The 20,209-nt window shown below is 46.4% G+C and carries 15 protein-coding genes; 9 read left to right on the forward strand and 6 right to left on the reverse strand.

What is annotated here, in order from left to right; all coding sequences use genetic code 11:
• Positions 1–77: 77 nt before the first annotated feature.
• From SD10_RS23075 to recQ, 3 genes are all read right to left on the reverse strand, one after another.
• Positions 78–1,274, reverse strand: coding sequence for a PSP1 domain-containing protein (locus SD10_RS23075; RefSeq protein WP_227699051.1), 1,197 nt, complete (start codon positions 1,272–1,274; stop codon positions 78–80).
• Between the two features lie 95 nt (positions 1,275–1,369).
• Positions 1,370–2,656: a phosphoribosylamine--glycine ligase gene (gene purD, locus SD10_RS23080; RefSeq protein WP_046577098.1), complete on the reverse strand. Its 1,287-nt coding sequence runs from the start codon at positions 2,654–2,656 to the stop codon at positions 1,370–1,372.
• Positions 2,657–2,739: 83 nt separating this feature from the next.
• Positions 2,740–4,950: a DNA helicase RecQ gene (gene recQ / locus SD10_RS23085; protein WP_046577100.1), complete on the reverse strand. Its 2,211-nt coding sequence runs from the start codon at positions 4,948–4,950 to the stop codon at positions 2,740–2,742.
• A 107-nt stretch (positions 4,951–5,057) separates the two neighbouring features.
• Here recQ and SD10_RS23090 point away from each other — a divergent pair, with 107 nt between their 5' ends.
• The 4 genes from SD10_RS23090 (at position 5,058) to SD10_RS23105 (ending at position 9,698) form a co-directional block, all read left to right on the forward strand.
• Positions 5,058–6,026, forward strand: coding sequence for a KpsF/GutQ family sugar-phosphate isomerase (locus SD10_RS23090; protein WP_046577102.1), 969 nt, complete (start codon positions 5,058–5,060; stop codon positions 6,024–6,026).
• A 353-nt stretch (positions 6,027–6,379) separates the two neighbouring features.
• Positions 6,380–6,895, forward strand: a complete 516-nt coding sequence (locus SD10_RS23095) for an RNA polymerase sigma factor (protein WP_046577103.1) — start codon at positions 6,380–6,382, stop codon at positions 6,893–6,895.
• 361 nt (positions 6,896–7,256) lie between these two features.
• A complete protein-coding gene (locus SD10_RS23100) occupies positions 7,257–8,729 on the forward strand; it encodes a phytoene desaturase family protein (protein WP_046577104.1) in 1,473 nt (490 codons plus the stop codon).
• Positions 8,730–8,861: 132 nt separating this feature from the next.
• Positions 8,862–9,698 carry a phytoene/squalene synthase family protein gene (locus SD10_RS23105; RefSeq protein WP_046577105.1) on the forward strand — a complete coding sequence of 279 codons (837 nt, stop codon included), beginning with the start codon at positions 8,862–8,864 and terminating at the stop codon, positions 9,696–9,698.
• A gap of 32 nt (positions 9,699–9,730) precedes the next feature.
• Here the strand turns inward: SD10_RS23105 and SD10_RS23110 are convergent, their stop codons facing one another.
• Positions 9,731–10,612 carry a cupin-like domain-containing protein gene (locus SD10_RS23110; protein WP_046577108.1) on the reverse strand — a complete coding sequence of 294 codons (882 nt, stop codon included), beginning with the start codon at positions 10,610–10,612 and terminating at the stop codon, positions 9,731–9,733.
• Between the two features lie 174 nt (positions 10,613–10,786).
• On the opposite strand from SD10_RS23110, the gene gatB reads away from it, so the two are divergent.
• The 3 genes from gatB to proC all read left to right on the forward strand — a co-directional run bounded on the left by gatB (position 10,787) and on the right by proC (position 14,335).
• Positions 10,787–12,277: an Asp-tRNA(Asn)/Glu-tRNA(Gln) amidotransferase subunit GatB gene (gatB, locus tag SD10_RS23115; RefSeq protein WP_046577111.1), complete on the forward strand. Its 1,491-nt coding sequence runs from the start codon at positions 10,787–10,789 to the stop codon at positions 12,275–12,277.
• Positions 12,274–13,410, forward strand: coding sequence for a TlpA disulfide reductase family protein (locus tag SD10_RS23120; RefSeq protein WP_046577114.1), 1,137 nt, complete (start codon positions 12,274–12,276; stop codon positions 13,408–13,410). The genes gatB and SD10_RS23120 overlap by 4 nt, the downstream gene beginning before the upstream one ends.
• Positions 13,411–13,531: 121 nt before the next feature.
• Positions 13,532–14,335, forward strand: a complete 804-nt coding sequence (gene proC, locus SD10_RS23125) for a pyrroline-5-carboxylate reductase (RefSeq protein ID WP_046577116.1) — start codon at positions 13,532–13,534, stop codon at positions 14,333–14,335.
• Positions 14,336–14,376: 41 nt separating this feature from the next.
• Here the strand turns inward: proC and SD10_RS23130 are convergent, their stop codons facing one another.
• The gene (locus tag SD10_RS23130) at positions 14,377–16,821 is read right to left on the reverse strand and encodes an outer membrane beta-barrel protein (RefSeq protein ID WP_082111676.1); all 2,445 of its coding nucleotides are present in this window, start codon (positions 16,819–16,821) and stop codon (positions 14,377–14,379) included.
• A 242-nt stretch (positions 16,822–17,063) separates the two neighbouring features.
• Here SD10_RS23130 and SD10_RS28910 point away from each other — a divergent pair, with 242 nt between their 5' ends.
• A complete protein-coding gene (locus SD10_RS28910) occupies positions 17,064–18,098 on the forward strand; it encodes a sensor histidine kinase (RefSeq protein ID WP_052731274.1) in 1,035 nt (344 codons plus the stop codon).
• Between the two features lies 1 nt (position 18,099).
• Positions 18,100–18,816, forward strand: coding sequence for a LytR/AlgR family response regulator transcription factor (locus tag SD10_RS23140; protein ID WP_046577120.1), 717 nt, complete (start codon positions 18,100–18,102; stop codon positions 18,814–18,816).
• A gap of 36 nt (positions 18,817–18,852) precedes the next feature.
• On the opposite strand, the gene purB is transcribed toward SD10_RS23140, so the two are convergent.
• Positions 18,853–20,193, reverse strand: coding sequence for an adenylosuccinate lyase (purB, locus tag SD10_RS23145; RefSeq protein ID WP_046577122.1), 1,341 nt, complete (start codon positions 20,191–20,193; stop codon positions 18,853–18,855).
• Positions 20,194–20,209 lie beyond the last annotated feature (16 nt).

Genomic DNA, 20,209 nt, shown 5'->3' on the forward strand with positions numbered 1-20,209 from the left:
CTGACATCACACCTCGTGTGTCAACACGAATACCGTTATCAATAAAAAGCCCCGATCTGTTAAGTCGGGGCTTTTTATTATATTTTGCCATTCGATGCGGGCCGCGGAGAGCCACCCTCTGGCCCCCGCGATTTCTTTTTCTTCTTTTTATTACTACTGGTTCGAGCGGTGTATTTGGCATCCAGCTTTTGCAGGTCGCTATTCAGGGCCGCTGCAGTGACAGGCTCTTTGGCACCCATGGGTGTCAACACATCGAACGATTCGGGAATGACTCCGTTTTTGTTCAACTCAACAATTTCCAGCACACGGTTGATGGGCAATGGATACCAGGTGCTCTCTGCTCCGTAGCCAAACCACATGAGTTTACGAAAGATGTCGGTCTTTTGTAAATAAGCCCGTCCTTTTTGCGTTTCCAGCGGTTTTTCAATCGTTGGAATATCCCGCAGCGCATCCATGTACGTATCCAGCTCATAGTTCAGGCAACACTTAAGTCGCCCACACTGCCCCGACAGTTTGGCCGGATTCAACGATAGATTCTGATACCGGGCCGCCGATGTCGCAATATTTTTAAAATCGGTCAGCCAGGTCGAGCAGCAGAGTTCGCGGCCACAGGAACCAATACCGCCCAGCCGACCAGCTTCCTGCCGAAGGCTGATCTGCCGCATTTCGATTCGGGCTTTGAATTCACTGGCCAGCATTTTGATCAGCTCCCGAAAATCAACCCGCTCTTCAGACGAGTAGTAAAAGGTTGCTTTGGTATTGTCCGATTGAAATTCGACATCAGACAGTTTCATATTGAGCTTCAGCTCACGTGAAATTTCACGGGAGCGGTACAGCGCAGGGAGGTCACGCAGAACAGCCTGTTCGTGGCGTTCCATATCTTTCGGCGTCGCAATTCGATGAATGACCTTTGTGTCGTCGTTGATTTTAACGGCCCGCTTTTTCACCTGAAGCCGTACTAACTCGCCTTGCAGCGATACAGCGCCAATGTGAAAACCCGATTGCATTTCAACGACTACATAATCGCCCGTTGTAAGATCCAGCTGATGAACGTTTCGATAATATTCTTTGCGCCCACCTTTAAATTTCACTTCAACTACGTCATATCGCAGACCTGGCATCGCAATATCACTGAGCCAGTCGAAAGAATTCAATTTGTTGCAGCCTCCACTGCTACACCCTCCGCTACCGCATCCGGTAGTGGCCGTTTTCTCGCCGTCGGATGCTCCTCGCTGGGTTCCACACCCACCGGTTGCACAAGATTTGCAGGACATATATATATAGTTATGAAGCCATAGCGCCATGAGGTTATAAAGCTTTACCCTAGAGTAACTCGACAACTTTACAACTCTATAACAGTATAACTTCGTTAGTCGGAGTACCGAATTAGGTCGAGCCCAATGTCTTTTCGATACTGTTTTCCGTCAAATTGTACCATCCGGGCCGCTTCCTGCGACTTACGAACAGCGTTTTCAAGCGAATTGGCCTGTGCCGTAATGGCCAGTACCCGTCCGCCATTGGTCAACACGTGACCGTCTTTTCCCAGCGTTCCGGCATGGAACGCCATCACATCTTCTAAACGCTCCAGATCTGAAATCAGTTTACCCGTTTCATAGTCAGCGGGGTAGCCACCCGATACCAGCATCGTTGTTACGGCTGTCTGAGAGGACACCTGAATCGCAACATCATCCAGTGTCCCATCCGCGGCTGCCATCATCAATTCAGCAAAATCGCTCTGGATACGCGGTAGTACGACTTCGGTTTCAGGATCACCCATCCGAGCATTGTACTCAATCACATAGGGCTCACTGTTGACTTTCATCAACCCTATGAAAATGAACCCTTTATAAATGATACCTTCTTTCTGCAAACCAGCCAGTGTAGGCTTGACAACTTTATCTTCAACTTTTTGCAAGAACGACTTATTGGCAAATACAACCGGCGAGACAGCACCCATACCACCTGTATTTGGTCCTGTGTCACCATCGCCGATACGCTTGTAATCTTTGGCTTCAGGCAGAATTTTATACCCTGTTCCATCGGCCAAGACAAAAACCGACAGTTCAATTCCCCGCAAAAATTGCTCCACGACAACTTTACTGCCCGCTTCGCCAAACCTTTGCCCATCGAGCATATCCCGAAGGGCTATTTGAGCCTCCGCCAGCGTTTCGGCAATAATAACGCCCTTACCGGCCGCCAGCCCGTCGGCCTTAATCACAATCGGCAAGGCATGACTTTCCAGATAATTAAGCCCCTCCTGAAGCGTATCCACCGTAAACGTTTGCGACGCAGCCGTTGGGATATTGTACCGAAGCATGAATTGCTTGGAAAAGTCCTTACTTCCTTCTAACTGAGCTCCTTTGGCATCGGGTCCAACAATCCGCAGGCCAGATAAACCGGTTTGTGCATGCAAGTAATCAACAATTCCTTTTACCAACGGCTCTTCGGGACCAACGATAACCAAATCAATTTTTTTATCCCGGATAGCGTCAGCAACAGCCGGAAAGTCATTATAACTAATGGGCAAGTTGGTGGCTACCTGTGCAGTTCCGGCATTACCCGGTGCAACAAATAACGCGTCACACAATGGGCTTTGCGCTAATTTCCAGGCAAAGGCATGTTCGCGCCCACCCGACCCAAGTATTAGTATATTCATAAAAAATGATGAATGATGAGTGATGCGCACTACAGGATGACTAATGTGAACCCATTCACCCTGTGTTGCGCATCGCTCATCATTTAGTTAGCTACTTCCGACAGGAATTTTATGCGCATCAGGCGCAGATCTTGTTCGGTGAAATCATCGCCCCCAAATTCACGCAATGCTACAGCGATATTATCGCTTTCGGCCCGCATGAAATACTCGAAAATTTCGTCCTGCCGGTCTTCATCCATTACCTGGTTTATGTAGTAATCGAGGTTTAGGCGCGTGCCCGAGTAACAGATGTGTTCAATCTCTTCCATCAGGTCTTCCATCGTTAGCGACTTCGATTCGGCAATCTCATCGAGGTCTACCTTCCGGTCAATCTGCTGAATAATAAAAATCTTGACTTTCGATTTATTAACGGTCGACTTGATAACGACGTCTTTCGCCGTTTCTATCTCGTTGTCTTCAACGTACTTTGTTATAAGATCAATGAACTGCCGTCCGAATTTCTGCACCTTACCCATCCCGACACCATTGATCTGCGCCATCTCTTCGCGCGTGGTCGGGTAAGTTGTCGCCATCTCTTCCATGGATGTCTCCTGGAAAATAACATAAGGTGGCAGATTTTTTTCTTTGGCAATTCGTTTCCGAAGGGCTTTCAGCAATCCGAGCAGTTCTTCATCGTAGGCAACACCACCCGATGCCGGCGACGAATCTTTGTCCTCATCTTCCTTTATTTCCGTACTCTGCTGCTCATAATCGTGATCCTTCGTCAGCGTGATTGGATAAGGATCTTCAATATAATTCAGGCCGCGCTGGGACACTTTTAGTATCCCATAGTTATCGACGTCTTTTTCGAGATAACCGTAAATCGTGATCTGTTTAATCAGCGAGCACCAGAAGTTGCAATCTTCATTAAATTCCAGTCCTTTACCATACACGGCCAGGCGGTCGTGTTCATAACTCGTTACATACTGATTTCCCGTAGCCGTCAACACATCGGCTAAGTGCGCCACATCGAAACGCTGATCCGTTTGCAGAACCGTTTGCAGCGCCAGGACTACTTCGTGCTGGGCTTTGAATTTCTCCGGCGACTTCAGGCAGTTGTCGCAGAAACCGCAGTCCTTCTCCATATACTCGCCAAAATAGCCAAGCAACTGCCGACGGCGGCAAACGCCGAGGTTGGCATAGGAAACCATTTCAGCCAATAGATGTTTGGCGTTATCGCGTTCGGTAACGGGCTTGTCTTTGTTGAATTTTTCGAGCTTAACAATATCGTCGTAGCTGTAAAACATCAGGCAGTTTCCCTCCAGACCATCGCGCCCGGCCCGGCCCGTTTCCTGGTAATAGCCCTCGAGCGACTTGGGCGCATCGTAGTGAATAACGAACCGAACGTCGGGCTTGTCGATGCCCATTCCAAAAGCGATGGTCGCACAGATAACGTCGGCGTCTTCGTTCAGGAACGCATCCTGGTTATTCATCCGCGTTTGGGGGTCCAGACCCGCATGGTAAGGCAATGCTTTTACATCATTCACACGCAGGAGCTCGGCAATCTCCTCAACCGTCTTACGACTGAGACAATAGATGATTCCTGACTTCCCCTTGTTTTGTTTGATGTATTTTATGAGCTGCTTTTTAGCGTCGACCTTCGGTCTGATTTCGTAGTATAGATTTTTTCGATTGAAGGATGTCTTGTATAAATTAGCATCTTCCATCTGCAGGTTTTTCTGAATATCCTGCTGCACTTTGGGCGTAGCGGTCGCTGTGAGGGCTATGACCGGTAAGTTGCCAATATTATCAACGATGCCGCGAATTTTACGGTACTCTGGTCTGAAATCATGCCCCCATTCTGAAATACAGTGGGCTTCGTCGATAGCGACGAAGGAGATATTGGCTTTCTTCAAAAAATCCAAATTCTCTTCCTTAGTCAATGACTCGGGCGCAATGTATAAGAGCTTAAGCGAACTATTAAGCGTATCCTTTTTGACCTTGTTCATCTCCGCCTTGGAGAGCGTCGAGTTAAGGAATTGCGCGTTAATACCGAACGCATTAAGCTGATCGACCTGATTCTTCATCAAGGCAATCAAGGGCGAAATAACAACGGCTGTACCCTCACTGACAATAGCAGGGAGCTGATAGCATAACGATTTACCGGCTCCGGTGGGCATAATCACAAAGGTATTTCGCCCTGCCAGGATGCTATAAATAATGGCTTCCTGCTCGCCCCGAAACTGGCTATACCCAAAAATTTCTTTTAGCCGCTCTTTAAGAGTTGAATGGACCGACTGATCAACCTGCATCATTCTACAAATCGTACAAAAGTTACTTTACTCAATATGCTTGCCGTATCTTTGCTATATAAAGTTAGCGAATATACGTACCAATCACTTCCTGATTATCAAACCTGACGTTGAAAGTAATAAAAAATCCTAAGACTATCGCCCGTTCGGTTTTGTTGGCCGAAGCCGAAGCAATCCGAAATGCCGTTGATTTACTCGATGATCAATTCGATGCTACCGTTGAAACCATACTGAACAGTTCGGGTAGGCTGGTTATAACGGGGGTGGGGAAAAGCGCGCTTATCGGCCAGAAAATCGTGGCTACGATGAACTCGACGGGAACACCGTCGCTATTTATGCACGCGGCCGATGCGATCCACGGCGATTTGGGTATGATTCAGGTAAATGACGTGGTTATGCTGATCTCAAAGAGCGGTAATACGGCCGAAATAAAAGTTCTGGTGCCTTTATTAAAGCGAACCGGCGTTCGCTTAATTGCCCTAGTAAGCGCCCGTGATTCGTATCTGGCCCAGCATGCCGATCACGTACTTCATGCCTATGCCGAAGTTGAAGCCGATCCGCTCAATCTGGCTCCCACAACCAGTACGACGGTAGCTCTGGCCGTTGGTGACGCCCTAGCTGTAAGTTTACTGGAGGTCCGTGGATTTACCCGACAGGATTTTGCCCGCTACCATCCGGGTGGATCGCTTGGCAAACGGTTGTATTTGCGAGTCGCGGATATTTTTCCACACAACCAGTGCCCGCAAGTTGCACTCACAACGCCAGTGAGAGAAGTGATCTTTACAATTTCCGCTAATCGGCTGGGTGCCACAGCAGTAGTTGATGAAAATGGGCAGTTGAAGGGCATTGTTACCGATGGAGACATTCGTCGGATGGCCTATGACCACGCTTCTTTCTGGGAACTCTGCGCAAAAGATGTCATGACCCCTACACCCGTCTGCGTAGATCCGGATGAATACGCGGCTGCAGCTCTGCAATTGATGCAGGAACGTGACGTTTCACAGCTTGTGGTGTCTGAAGCGAATCAAGTGCTAGGTTTTATCCACCTGCATGATTTGCTCAAAGAGGGTCTTGTTTGACCTTTTATCGATTCCTATTGCCTATAGATGTCTGGCTAGTTCAAACGACTTTCCGCAAATATTGGTAGGGCGAAGAGTTCTGCCTATTTTTGTTTAATGCCGATGCGCAAACGTTAAACAAAATCCACAGTGTGGATTCCCCACAATGGGGGAAATATTCCACACTCCACAGTAAGTAAGGATTATTCATAGGTGCACTGGCACAATTTTAATGACTACCAAACGCTTGACTTACAGATATTTATGCCAGTGACTCAAGTATTTGACCTTTAACAAAAAAAGACTGGTTTCTTTTTTGTCTAATGGTTATGTGTATTTGATTCAATAGATTCAACAGAAAAACTTAAACAGCCATGACCGCTCTCGAATTTACTAACCATATTGGCAAAGTGTCTAAATCGTTGCGTCCGTTTGCCCTGCGTTTGACAAAAGATGTTGAAGATGCAAACGACTTACTACAGGATACATTATTGAAGGCATTTACCAATCGTGACAAATACACGGATGGAACAAATTTGAAAGCTTGGTTATATACAATCATGAAGAATACATTCATCACCAACTACCAGCGTATGGTGCGGAAAAACACCTTCATCGACACAACTGACAATCTGCATTACATCAACTCGATCGAGAGCAGCACAGATAACATTGCTTATTCTTCTTTCGCACAGGATGACATCAACCGGGCTGTAAACGGTTTGGACGATACATACAAGACTCCATTTATGATGCATTTCCGGGGTTTTAAATACCACGAAATTGCCGCGAAACTAAATATCCCCATTGGCACAGTGAAGAATCGGATTCACATCGCTCGTAAGGAATTGAAGGGCCAACTAAAAGTTTACGCATATTTTAACGCCTAAGCGATACTTTTTAAAAGTTAGTCGTCTAAGGTTTATTGATTGAGTAGTTTTTGGTTAAAAAAGAGGAAGGTTCGAAAAGTTGGGTAGTTTCTACCCAACTTTTTTCTTTTATAACCCGCTCATTATCAATGATTACAAGCAAAATAGGTAAAATAGAAACTCTGTTAACGCCACAGGTTTAGCATTAGTGAATCTTCTCAATGTGGTTTATTATTCCCTCAGTTTACCCCTCCCCTCCCCTAAAACGACATGGTCGTTGTGTAGATAAGAGCCCATTGGTTGGAAATTTTAGATAGTTTAGCCCAAACAAATTTCTTCATCAATAACTTTTTTAAACTCTTACCTACTCATTTAACCATCAATGCCCAAACGAGTTCTTGTTATAGGAGCCGGGTTTGCCGGGCTGGCGGCAGCCACAAGCCTAGCCGATAAAGGCTACGACGTTACTATCCTCGAAAAAAATGACATGCCGGGTGGTCGAGCCCGCGTTTTTGAGGCAGAAGGCTTCACCTTCGATATGGGGCCAAGTTGGTATTGGATGCCCGACGTATTCGAAACATATTTCGCCCGCTTTGGCAAAAAACCCGCTGATTATTACAAGCTAGTTCGTCTTGACCCCTCCTATACCGTTGTCTTTGGGCCCGATGAAGCGGTCCATCTTCCTGCCGGGCTAGATAATCTGGAAGCCCTATTCGAACAACTGGAACCCGGAAGCGGCCCCAAACTACGCGAGTTTTTGAAGCAGGCTGCCTATAAGTATGAGGTAGGTATGAATAAATTCGTTTGGAAGCCGAGCCGGTCAGTTTCCGAGTTTATCAGCCTCAAACTACTCTACGATGTTGCACGCCTAGACGTATTCAAATCGTTTGCCAGCCACGCCCGGAAGTTTTTTACGAATCCACGTTTACTCGAAATCATTGAATTTCCGGTCCTGTTCCTGGGTGCCACACCTGCCAATACACCCGCGATGTATAGCCTGATGAACTATGCCGAAATGGCGTTGGGAACCTGGTATCCGATGGGTGGCATGCACGAAATTGTGAAAGCGATGGTCAATCTGGCAGAAGAGAAAGGCGTTAAGATTTTACTGAATCAGACGGTTCAGAAGATTGATATACTTAAAAATAAAGCCCGGCGTGTGGTGACCGCCGATGGTATTTTTGAGATAGACGCGGTTGTAGCTGGAGCCGATTATAACCACGTCGAAACCAGTTTAGTCACCCCGGAAAACAGAAACTATGACGACGCTTATTGGAACACGCGCGTTATGGCGCCCTCCTCGCTGTTATATTATCTGGGTATCAATAAGCGTGTGCCAAAATTGAAACACCATACGCTATTCTTTGACGAAGATTTTAAGCTTCACGCCCAGGAGATTTACGAAACGCCCCGCTGGCCGTCCAAACCCTTATTCTATGCATCAGCACCCTCAAAAACGGACCCTGGGGTTGCGCCGGAAGGATATGAAAATTTGTTTTTGCTCATACCCGTTGCACCCGATCTTACGGATGATGAAACAACCCGAGCGTATTATTTTGACATGATCATGGATCGGCTGGAAGCGTATGTTGGCGAAGATATTCGCAGCCACATTGTCTTCAAACGTAGTTATGCACACAGCGATTTTAAACAGGATTATAATGCGTTTCGGGGCAATGCGTATGGCCTCGCGAATACCTTACGACAAACAGCCTTATTGAAGCCATCTCTAAAGAACAAACGGGTCAACAACTTGTTCTACACCGGTCAACTCACCGTACCGGGGCCGGGTGTGCCTCCTTCCCTTATCTCAGGACTGGTAGTGGCCGATGAAGTGGCTAAAGAAGTTACTTGATTTCAGCGATTTACAACTGGTTCCGGCGAAAGGGCCCAGTCTATAATCCGCCTGACTCCTTGTAACTTACGCCGTTTACAGTCTTTTTATCGTTCATTCCTTACCTCAAAAACTACCATACACTCTATTTTTATGATGGCATTGTTCAACAAAACCGCACTGGAATGCAGTAAGCTTATTACGGAGCATTACAGTACGTCATTTACGTTAGGCATTAAAACGCTTGACCGTAAATTCCACTTGCCGATTTATGCTATCTATGGATTTGTTCGGTACGCTGATGAGATCGTGGACACCTTCCACGATTATGACAAAAAAACGCTGCTGATGCGCTTTAAACACGATACGTACCAGGCCATCGAAGAAGGCATTAGCCTGAATCCGGTGTTGCAGTCCTTCCAGTTAGTGGTTAGTCAGTATAAGATTGAACACGAACTCATCGAAGCTTTTTTGAAAAGCATGGAAATGGACTTGTATTGTCAGGACTACGACGCTGACGGCTATAACGAATACATTTATGGTTCTGCGGAAGTGGTTGGCCTTATGTGCTTACGGGTTTTCTGCGAGGGTGATTTAGCTGAGTTTGATCGCCTTCGGGCATCGGCCCGCAAGCTTGGTTCGGCCTTTCAGAAAGTGAATTTTCTCCGCGATCTGAAAAGCGATTTCGTTGATCGGGGCCGTACATACTTCCCCGGTGTGGATTTCAACGATTTTGGGCGCGATGCCAAGCAACTCATCGAAGCGGATATTCAGCGTGACTTCGATGAAGCCTATATTGGCATTATGAATCTGCCGCGTGGAGCCAGAATGGGCGTTTACCTGGCGTACATTTATTACCAAACTTTGTTTAATAAGATAAAGCAGTTGTCCGCCACGCGCATTCAAACGGAACGAGTCAGGGTACCTAACCCACAAAAATTTGCGCTGCTGGCCCAAACATATCTGAAGTATCGGCTGAATGTGCTTTAATCCGTGGACTTTGCCGAATCCACGTATCCGGATTACCGTTCAAAGGTTCCCAGCACGCCCCCCAGTACTGATAAATAGGTTTGAACAGCTTTGGCTAATGCAGGTCGGCGCTGGCTCATGTTGGTATCAACTTCCTGCATAAAATTTTTCCAGTTAGAGGCATTCAGGCAATCCAGTGCTACAGATATGGTTGGCGTGAGCGAACGAGCCGTATGCCACCATCCACAGGGAATAAACAGGGTTTCGCCGGGGCCAACGACAAACGTGACTGGCGTTGCTTTAGCAAATAACGGGTATTTCTCCAGGTCAGGATTTCGAATATCATTTACTTCAGAAACCCAGGCATTGTCCGGCTTTGGATACACATAAGGCGTTTGGTCGGGTGGAATAACCGTAAATTCCTTATGGCCGTACAACTGCGTGATGTATGCATGAAGGCTCATGTAGTCGTAATGCACATAAGGAAACTGCGCCCCTGGGCTACCAAAAAATATCTCCAGTGTGTTTGCCCCCGACAGCAACCGATTTGGCAGGAGTTTACTGTGAATACGATCAGGCTGGGCGTATTTCAGTCGGGGCAGCACATCGGGCAGTAATTCAGGATAATCGCGCTCAATCTGTAGCGTACACGGGTATGGCGCAGGATTCTCCTCGGTGCCCGTCAACATCCAGTCGATGTAGTCACCGAAATTATAAGTTTTCCCCGCTATGCTCACCTCCCGGTCACTGTAGCGCTCTTTGAAGAACTGGGGGGTAAATTTATTCTTTGCCGACCAGGCTTCGCAGGCATCTCCAATCACAACCGGGTAGTTCGCAAAAAGATGCTCCTTCGCAAATTCTTCATAACTCATGTGGTATTTTTTCTCCACAACGATATTCTTATCGCGTACTAATTCGACTGTCTGGGTAGCCATTGGGCAGGAGGGTTGATGTTTATTAGTTTTTAGACTACACGTCTACTTAAATGGACACTTGCCGTTTGGTCTATTTATTGTTTGGTAGTTTTACTTCGTTAGGCTAAAGCATACACGCGGCAATGCTCTGTTTAATTTCTGCCTATCTTTGCCTAAACTTATTTAGTTCTTACAATGGTGGACCAAGTGCTTATTTCGCCGGAGGTTCTGTCTCAATACGAAGCTGTTATTGGGTTAGAAGTACACTGTCAGTTGCTCACGCAAAGCAAAGTTTTTGCGGCCGATGCCAATGCATTCGGTGCTGAACCAAATACCCATATCAGTGTCATTACGCTGGGGCACCCCGGTACGCTGCCCAAACTCAACCGCAAAGCCGTTGATTATGCCATCCGAATGGGCCTGGCTTGTGGCAGTTCCATCACGCGTCATAATGTGTTTGCCCGTAAGAATTATTTTTATCCCGACCTGCCAAAAGGCTACCAACTGTCGCAGGATAAAGGGCCAATTTGCGTTGGTGGGGGCATTCTGGTTAAAGCAAAAGACCCGATTACGGGCGAACCCTACCAGACAACGATCCAGATTCATCACATTCACCTTGAAGAAGATGCCGGGAAATCTATTCACGACGGCGACGACTGGGCAACACAGTTAGACTACAACCGCGCCGGAACGCCCCTCATCGAAATGGTAACCGACCCGTGCATTCGCACAGCCGAAGAAGCGGGTCAATACCTGACCGAAGTTCGGCGACTGGTTCGGTATCTGGACATTTGCGACGGCAACATGGAGGAAGGCTCGTTGCGCTGCGACGTGAATGTTTCCATCCGGCCAAAGGGCGCTACACATTTAGGCACGAAGGTTGAAGTAAAAAACCTGAACTCGATTCGGAATGTAATGCGAGCGGTCGAGAGCGAATTTTTGCGGCAGGTTGAACTGACAGAGACGAACGGGCGCATTATTCAGGAAACGCGAACGTTCGATGCAGCCACGGGGCTTAGTTATGGTATGCGCGAGAAGGAAACGATGAACGACTATCGGTACTTCCCCGACCCGGACCTGACGCCAGTAGTTATTTCCGATGCCTGGCTGGCTGCTATTCAGGCGGCTATGCCGATGTTGCCAGCTGCCCTGTATCAGAAATTTACCACGGTGTATGGTCTTCCGGACTATGACGCGGCTTTATTGACCGATGCCAAAGAACTGGCCGACTATTACGAAGCCGTTTGCGTGCATACGACCAACTACAAGGCCGCGTCGAACTGGATCATGGGACCAGTGAAAGGGCAACTGAATGAGAAAAGCCTGCGTGACCGCCAGTTTCCGGTCCTGGCCGAACAACTGGCCGACCTGATCAACCTGGTCGACAACGGGACAATCAGCCAAACAGCTGCTCAACAAGTATTTACACTGATGGTTGGGCAATCAGATGCCAGGCCCGCAGACATTGCCAAAGCGAATGGCCTCATACAGAACCGCAATACAGACGCGTTGCAAACGTTGGTAGAAGAGGTACTGGCTGCCTGGCCCGACAAAGTCGAACAATACCAAAAAGGTAAAAAGAACTTACTAGGTTTATTTGTTGGTGAAGTAATGAAAAAATCGAAAGGCTCGGCCGATCCCAAATTGGTAAATGAGTTATTAGCAAAGACCTTACAAAAAGCATGAAAAACTTATTTTTTAGTGTCGCCAGTTTGATAGCGTTGAGCCTGACAGCCAATGCCCAGGGCACCAAGCCATTTACGGTAACGGGCAAAATCAACAAAGCCACGCCGGGGAGCTACGTTTATCTGGAAACGAACTCGCAACCCACGCACAAAATTGACTCGGCCAAAGTGACAGCGGGTAATATGTTTACCCTGAACAGCAAGGTAGCCGATGGCGGAGAGGTATTTGTGCTGAATGTAGGCGGAAATCAGAAAATGGCGCTTCTGGTAGAAGGGGGTGAAACGCTCAATGTACAGGCCGATGGCTTTGTGATGGATGCCAAAACAGGCCAGATCGGGAAAGCAACCGTTACGGGCTCTAAAAACATGGAGTACTACGGAAAGCTTTCCGCTCTCCGTACCGAAATGGAAGCGAAGGTGAAAAACTGGAACAAAGAAGTTGCCGCAGCGACCGAGAAGAAAGATAACAAGCGAATTACACAGATCGAGCAGGCGTATCAGGCCGCCGAACAGGATGTCGTTAGTAAAGTGAAGGCGATGTTGCCCGAAATGGGCACCTCGCTTGTGTCGCTATTTGCGCTGAATTTCATTAACATCGACAGCGATTTTGCGACCTACGAATCCCTGGCGCAACGATTCGAGAAGGAAAATCCCAATAGCCCGCATGCCAAATCATTGATCGGTCGGGTTGCCCGGATCAAAGGCGTATCTGTTGGCGCTCCAGCGCCCGAAATTGCGCTGAATGACACTACAGGTACACCCGTTCCGCTGTCATCATTACGGGGAAAATACGTGCTGATCGACTTCTGGGCATCTTGGTGTGGCCCCTGTCGGGCTGAGAACCCCAATGTGGTTCGGATGTATAACAAATTTAAAGACAAGGGCTTCGCTATTTACAGTGTTTCGCTCGATCAGGCAAAAGCCAACTGGACGAAAGCCATCCGGAACGATAACCTTACCTGGACTCATGTTTCGGACTTGAAGTTCTGGCAATCGGCGGCCGCTCAGCAATACGGTGTGCAGGCCATCCCGGCCACTTTCCTGCTCGATAAAGACGGAAAAATCATTGCCAAGAATCTGCGGGGCGAGGCTTTGGAACAGAAATTAGAAGAAATTCTGAAAGGTGGCCAATAGGTTAATCGCAAGTCATTAGTTTTGTGGGGTCAGGTTATACACCTGACCCTTTTTCTTTTGGCTAAGGTCAAGGAAATACTTCATCAACCATGATTCATTCACTAATTCACTCATTGAAAAAATGAAAATTGCTATCGTTGGTTGTGGTAATATGGGCATGGCTTTCGCCAAATCGTTTTTGCAGTACGATCTGGTAAAGAAAGACAACCTACTGCTGATTGAAAAGAGCGCGGATCGCTCGGAAGCGCTTAAAAACGAAAAAGCGGGTGTTGTTGTAGACACCATTGGGCCCCATATCGGCGAAACGGATCTGATCATTTTATCAGTGAAACCACAGGATTTCAACAGCGTTCATGAAGCCCTCCGGGCCGTTATCCAACCGACGCAGATTGTGCTGTCGATCATGGCTGGGATTCCAATCGCGCAGATTCAGGAAAAACTGGGGCATCCATTAGTCATCCGGGCCATGCCCAACACGCCCGCCATGCTGGGTATGGGCATAACCGGTTTTACAGCCGCCAAAGAGGTGGATTCGAGCAGCCTGCGCCGGGTTGAAAACCTGATCAATGCTACGGGCCGGTCTATTTTCTTGGAAGACGAATCGATGCTCGATGCCGTTACGGCGCTTAGTGGCAGTGGTCCCGCATACTTTTATTATGTGGTGAAGGCCATGATCGACGCCGGTAAACAAATGGGTTTTGATGATGCCGTGTCGGCCTTACTGGTCAAACAGACCATGCTTGGCGCGTATCACCTCATCAACACCGCCGACAAATCGCTTGACGAACTCATTAAAGCGGTAGCCTCAAAAGGTGGAACCACCGAAGCTGCCCTACGTGCGTTTGAAAGCGGTGGGTTAGCCGATACACTCGTTTCCGGTATAAAGGCCGCCCAGACCCGCTCAACAGAATTGTCGAAAGGATAGCTCATCTCATAGCCAGCTATTTGTCAACGTACTATATTTCCTTATAATCTGCCAGTTTCCTCCTCTGAAGCATTATTGTTATGCCTGCGTTTGCGGGCAAATGTGTCTTTGCCAAAGCGATATGTGAAGGCAAAACCAATTCGCTGGGTATCGGACTTGCTGGTTTGAAAATACTCGGCCTGCTTCAAACCGACTGACCGGTTGTGATAAATCCACGAATGAAACAGGTCGTCAACGCTCAAACGAATACTGCCTTTGTTGTTCCATATTTTCTTCTGTACAGCAGCCCTTAGCTGGTACATGCCGCTCGTAACCGTTTGTCCATTCAAATCCCTACTGGCATAATAGCCACTAAACTCGGCATTCCAGTTTTTATTGATCGTGAAGTAATTATTAGCTTCAAACCGGACCACATTGGTGCTGAAATTCAAATTCTCGGTATATACCTGCCCTTCAAGGTTCATGTGTAAAAACCTGACTGTATAGTTGACAAACCACCACTTCCTGGGCGAAATCGACAAGCTGGTACTTAAGATTGTCATATACCCGTTGGCTATGTTTTCAGGTTTAGTAATAAAAATATTATCGACAGCCTGCGTCGTTTGAAAGATTACGTTTGTGAACTTATTGTAGCTCAGTCCCATATTCAGGAGTTGTTTATGCTGAAATTTTAGCTCGTAGCGGCTCTGATACTGGGGATTCACGAATGGATTTCCTGACGTATAAGAATATTGGTCTTTAAAGAAGACAAACGGATTAAGTAACTGGTAATTTGGCCGGTTAATCCGTCGAACAGCCATTAGGCTAAACGTATTTTTATTAAGTGTATCCAGTTTATAACTCAAAAATGCACTTGGAAAAACACCCGTGTAGTTTTTAGTGAAGTTACTCTGCCCTACGGCTTCATTGCCTAATTGCTGGCCACGGGCCTGTGTATTTTCGACCCGTAAGCCCAACTGCAAGCCAAATCGTTTCCATTCTTTCTGACTATTTACATAAGCAGCGTTAATGTTTTCATGGTATTTGAAGTGGTTCGACTTTGCATTATCAATGAAGCTAACTGTATTGACCACATCATAATATTGGGCGATGTAGTCATTATCGACAATACTCGACTTAAATCCAGCATCCAGTCTTGCTTTATTTTTAAAAGGGTGGACATAGTCGGCTTTAGCTGTGTAGATATTTATAAGCGAGGGGATCGCATATAAAAAATCAGTCCGATTCGATAAGGCTCCATTCGGCTGATACACAAAATTCTGCAAAGACTGATTCGTCTCTGAACGGTAGGTGAGGTAATTAATATCCGCAGAAAGCTCCCGGCCCGAGTTACTAAATTTATGTAAAAAATTAAGATTAGTACCCACGTTTGTCCGTGATGTATTACCGGTTGTTTTTCCTGCTCCGATAGAATCTACTTGGTGTTTAGCATCGTAATTTTTACTGGTATAATCAAAATTACTTTTTCCGCTACCTCCATTTATATTGACAATGAACCCAATCGTTGTGTTGGCTGAAGCAGCATAATCTAAACCTAGATTTATACTTTGTCCGTGGCTCCTGTTCAGCAAGTTATTTTTCAGATCGACGGTTGATATTAATTCAGCCGTTGGCGAATAAAACCGGCGATCATAGTTGTCAAGGTTATACGTTTTTTCCTGTGTATAACCCAGATTTGTGAATAGGTTGATTTTTTTATACTTGTAGTTTAGGTTAACGGCGTCATTACTCCGGCCATATTTACCCTGCGAATATCCCATCGATACGTTTCCCGTTAAACCACCAACTCTATTTTTTTTAAGACGAATATTAATGATTGCATTGCCTGCAGCATCGTATTTGGCAGGTGGATTATCCATCAATTCCAGCTTATCCAGAATGCCGCCAGGCAATGATTTCAGGTAAGCCGTTAAATCCTGCGCCGACATATATGTACTTCGGCCATCAATGAGCACTGTCACACCGCTCCGGCCATTCAGGCTAATTTCTCCATTACTAGCGATGGTTACACCCGGCGTTTTCTCCAATACCTCCAACGTGTTACTCGTCGCACTGCTTAACATTGCGTCTACATTGACAACTGTTTTATCAATTTCCTGGACAATCAAAGGCTTTTTTGCCGATACGACCACTTCTTTCAGGTCTATATTTTTGGCCGGCATCAGAACAAATGCGGGCAACATGATGGTCGTATGCGCATCGTCGATGGTAAGCGGTACGCTGGTAAAACGCTTTTGACCAATGGCCGTAATGGCTAGTATATACGTGCCATTAGCCAGACTGCTTAACTGAAACTTCCCATCAGCATTTGTAACTTCACCTTTCACCAGGACGGAATCGCCAGCGGTCAATAAACGTACTGTTGCTCTTGGAATAACGTCATTTCTGTCATCTTTTACGGCTCCGGAAATCATCTTAGGCACAGATTGGGCAAAGGCTGCTGGCATGAAAAGCCAGAGGAGGGGCGTGTAGCATATTCGTTTCATTATTTGCTTGCGTTACTGGTAAAAAATCCTCAGCAAATATTGATCGGTCAAAATGCAGCCTGAAATAATTATGTTGTACCTTGGATAACACCTGACAGAAAACCATTTTTCGGTGTTAAAACCGTTTAAACACTGTCACGCGGTTTCTATCATCCGTTCCGGGGTGTTCGTCAGTATAATTTCTTCACCTTGTATTAGTTGCCCAACTTTACAACCCAGTAGTAAAAGAAAACAGGTGCAACATGAATCGTACAGCAAACAATTGGGTTAGTAGTTTTTTTGGCAGAAGCCTGTATTTTTTTCTGTCGCTTATCATTTCGGTACCCATATACCTGGCCATCGAAACGTATGTAAGATCGATTGAAGTACACGAAGATGAAGCGGTGGCCACTGCCGCAACGGGCTGTTTTATTGTCGGCGTTTTTGCGGGTCGGTATATGGCTCAGCTCTGGTCGGCAAGAATAAAGCCCGTATCAAATGTGCTTATCGGAGGACTGTTTATTTTAATTATAGCGAATATCTGCTGGCTATTTTTCCACGCCGATTTTCCGCTTCAGGGCAGAGCAGCCATTAACCTTTTATTATTTTGGATTCCCTTTGCCGTTATAAGTTTTTCTCTGGGTATACTCATAAAACTGGTTCGTGCAGTTACCCAGAACCAATTACAGGAAGCGCAGGCATCAGCGGCTACTAGTCAAAGCGAACTGCAACTTTTGCAATCGCAATTAAGTCCACATTTTTTATTCAACACACTTAATAATTTATATGGATTATCCTTGACGCAGCATGAAAAAATTCCACCCTTATTATTAAAACTATCGGATCTATTGCGCTATTCTATATATGATGTGAAGGAAACGTTTGTGCCCTTAGTCGATGAGTTAGCTTACATCAATAATTACATTGACTTCGAAAAAATACGTATTGGCACTAGACTGGAGCTAAAGACAGATATTGAAAACATAGCGCGTACGGATATAAAAATTGCGCCCATGCTATTGATTGTTTTCATAGAAAATGCATTTAAACATTCCAAGAATACGGCAAATGAAAAAATATTTATTGAGGTGGCGTTAAAGACTTGGGGAAAAATGATTCTCTTTTTCGTGAAAAACTCGCATAGCAAAGCAGAAACTACTCCTTCCGGAAAGGGCAACGGTCTGGGCCTGGATAATGTGGCGAAACGATTAACCTTGCTATATCCTAACGAACACATACTAGAGTTTCAAAACGATAGCGAGTTTTATACCGTAAGCTTGCAGCTAAAAATGAAATAACATGACCACCTATAATTGCCTGATTGTAGACGATGAACCGATTGCCCGCGAGATCGTTAAAACCTATTGCGGTCATTTACCCAATCTGCACGTGGCCGCCATGTGTGGCAATTCGCTGGAAGCGAAAGCGGTCATGCAAACAAAGGCAATTGATATTTTATTTCTGGACATCAATATGCCTGTACTGGATGGAATCGCATTCTTAAAAACGCTGAAAAGTAAACCGCAGGTAATCTTCACCACAGCGTACAAAGAGTTCGCTGTCAACGCGTTCGATCTATCGGCCTGCGATTACCTGCTCAAACCCTTTTCGTTGGACCGCTTTATTGTCGCTGTTGATAAAGCGGTCGAAAAATTAGCGCCGGAGGGCATGCCCACAACAGATTCCACAAAAAGAGACGCTTACCTTTTTATCAAATTTGACGGGAAAATATGTAAGATCCTGCACGATGATTTACTCTATGCGGAAGCCAATGGCAATTACACAAAGATCGTTACCATGCAAAACCTGATTACACCTAGCATGGCGTTTTCTACCTTCACCGAACTACTTCCCCAAAAAGTTTTTATTCGTATACATCGCTCGTTTATCGTCAACAAATCCAGGATCACTCATATTGAAGGCAATCGAGTTTTTATTGACACAATAGAACTACCAATTGGGAGTAATTACAAAGATGATTTTATGCGGGAAATAGGCATTCGAAGTCAAAACTAGTTAATCGTTGTGACGCTTACCGAAACACATCTATAGCTACAAACCTGTGTACGAAAACGGCGTTATAGCGCGTAGTTCGGCCTTTACAGCATCAGAGACGTTTAACTCGTCAATAAATTGGCTGATCGTTTGTGCCGTAATCTTCTGATTCGTGCGGGTCAGGGCTTTAAGCGCTTCGTAGGGTTTGGGATAGCCTTCACGACGGAGAATGGTCTGGATACCTTCGGCAACGACGGCCCAGTTTTCTTCCAGGTCGGCCGCAATGGCAGCAGGGTTTAGCTCCAGTTTGCTCAGCCCTTTCAACAAGGATTTCAGCGCAATAACCGAATGGGCGAACGGAACGCCAATGCTTCGTAATACCGTCGAATCAGTCAGATCGCGCTGAAGCCGGGAAATCGGAAGCTTGCCGGATAAGTGTTCGAACAAGGCATTGGCAATACCCAGGTTACCCTCTGAGTTCTCAAAATCAATGGGATTGACCTTGTGCGGCATCGCCGAAGAGCCCACCTCTCCTTCTTTCAATTTCTGCTTAAAGTAGTTCATGGAGACATACGTCCACACATCACGGTCAAGGTCGATGAGGATGGTATTCAAACGCTTGAAGGCATCGAGCGTAGCGGCCAGCATGTCGTAATGTTCAATCTGGGTCGTAAACTGGCTGCGAACCATGCCCAAGCCTTCTACAAAGGTATCCCCAAACTTCTTCCAGTCGTCTTTAGGATAAGCAACCATATGGGCATTGAAATTGCCTGTTGCGCCCCCAAATTTGGCGGCCGTTGGTATGGTCGACAAAAGCTGGAGTTGCTTTTCTATTCGCTCTACAAACACCAGGAGTTCTTTGCCCAAACGCGTCGGGGAAGCGGGTTGGCCATGGGTGCGGGCGAGCATGGCAACGTCTTTCCATTGTTCAGCCAACACCTGCAATCGCATAAATACATCCCGATAGAGCGGAACGATCTCTGTATCGAGGGCGTCGCTCAGAAGCAGTGGAATCGCCGTATTATTAATATCCTGTGAGGTTAGCCCGAAGTGGACAAACTCCAGAAAAGGCTCCACAGACGAGCCTTCCAGCTTTTCTTTTATAAAGTATTCAACAGCTTTAACGTCGTGATTGGTCGTTTTCTCAATTTCCTTTATGCGCAACGCATCACCCTCTGTGAAGTTTTCATAAAGCGCCCGCAACGCTGGAAACTGCGACCGATCCACACCGGCCAGTTGGGGAACCTGCCACTCGCAGAGCGCAATGAAATACTCGATCTCAATGCGAACGCGGTAATGAATTAAGCCCAATTCAGAAAAATAAGGGGCTAGAGCGTCAACCTGGGACCGGTACCGACCGTCGACTGGCGAGATCGCCGTTAATGCAGATAAATTCATGTTTATGATAAATGTA

Source organism: Spirosoma radiotolerans (assembly GCF_000974425.1).
Classification (GTDB): domain Bacteria; phylum Bacteroidota; class Bacteroidia; order Cytophagales; family Spirosomataceae; genus Spirosoma; species Spirosoma radiotolerans.

Coding starts and splice junctions, on each gene's coding strand:
- SD10_RS23075 (WP_227699051.1), bottom strand. CDS start 1,274: ATGTCCTGCAAATCTTGTGCAACCGGTGGGTGTGGAACCCAGCGAGGA.
- purD (WP_046577098.1), bottom strand. CDS start 2,656: ATGAATATACTAATACTTGGGTCGGGTGGGCGCGAACATGCCTTTGCC.
- recQ (WP_046577100.1), bottom strand. CDS start 4,950: ATGATGCAGGTTGATCAGTCGGTCCATTCAACTCTTAAAGAGCGGCTA.
- SD10_RS23095 (WP_046577103.1), top strand. CDS start 6,380: ATGACCGCTCTCGAATTTACTAACCATATTGGCAAAGTGTCTAAATCG.
- SD10_RS23100 (WP_046577104.1), top strand. CDS start 7,257: ATGCCCAAACGAGTTCTTGTTATAGGAGCCGGGTTTGCCGGGCTGGCG.
- SD10_RS23105 (WP_046577105.1), top strand. CDS start 8,862: ATGATGGCATTGTTCAACAAAACCGCACTGGAATGCAGTAAGCTTATT.
- SD10_RS23110 (WP_046577108.1), bottom strand. CDS start 10,612: ATGGCTACCCAGACAGTCGAATTAGTACGCGATAAGAATATCGTTGTG.
- gatB (WP_046577111.1), top strand. CDS start 10,787: ATGGTGGACCAAGTGCTTATTTCGCCGGAGGTTCTGTCTCAATACGAA.
- SD10_RS23120 (WP_046577114.1), top strand. CDS start 12,274: ATGAAAAACTTATTTTTTAGTGTCGCCAGTTTGATAGCGTTGAGCCTG.
- proC (WP_046577116.1), top strand. CDS start 13,532: ATGAAAATTGCTATCGTTGGTTGTGGTAATATGGGCATGGCTTTCGCC.
- SD10_RS23130 (WP_082111676.1), bottom strand. CDS start 16,821: ATGAAACGAATATGCTACACGCCCCTCCTCTGGCTTTTCATGCCAGCA.
- SD10_RS28910 (WP_052731274.1), top strand. CDS start 17,064: ATGAATCGTACAGCAAACAATTGGGTTAGTAGTTTTTTTGGCAGAAGC.
- SD10_RS23140 (WP_046577120.1), top strand. CDS start 18,100: ATGACCACCTATAATTGCCTGATTGTAGACGATGAACCGATTGCCCGC.
- purB (WP_046577122.1), bottom strand. CDS start 20,193: ATGAATTTATCTGCATTAACGGCGATCTCGCCAGTCGACGGTCGGTAC.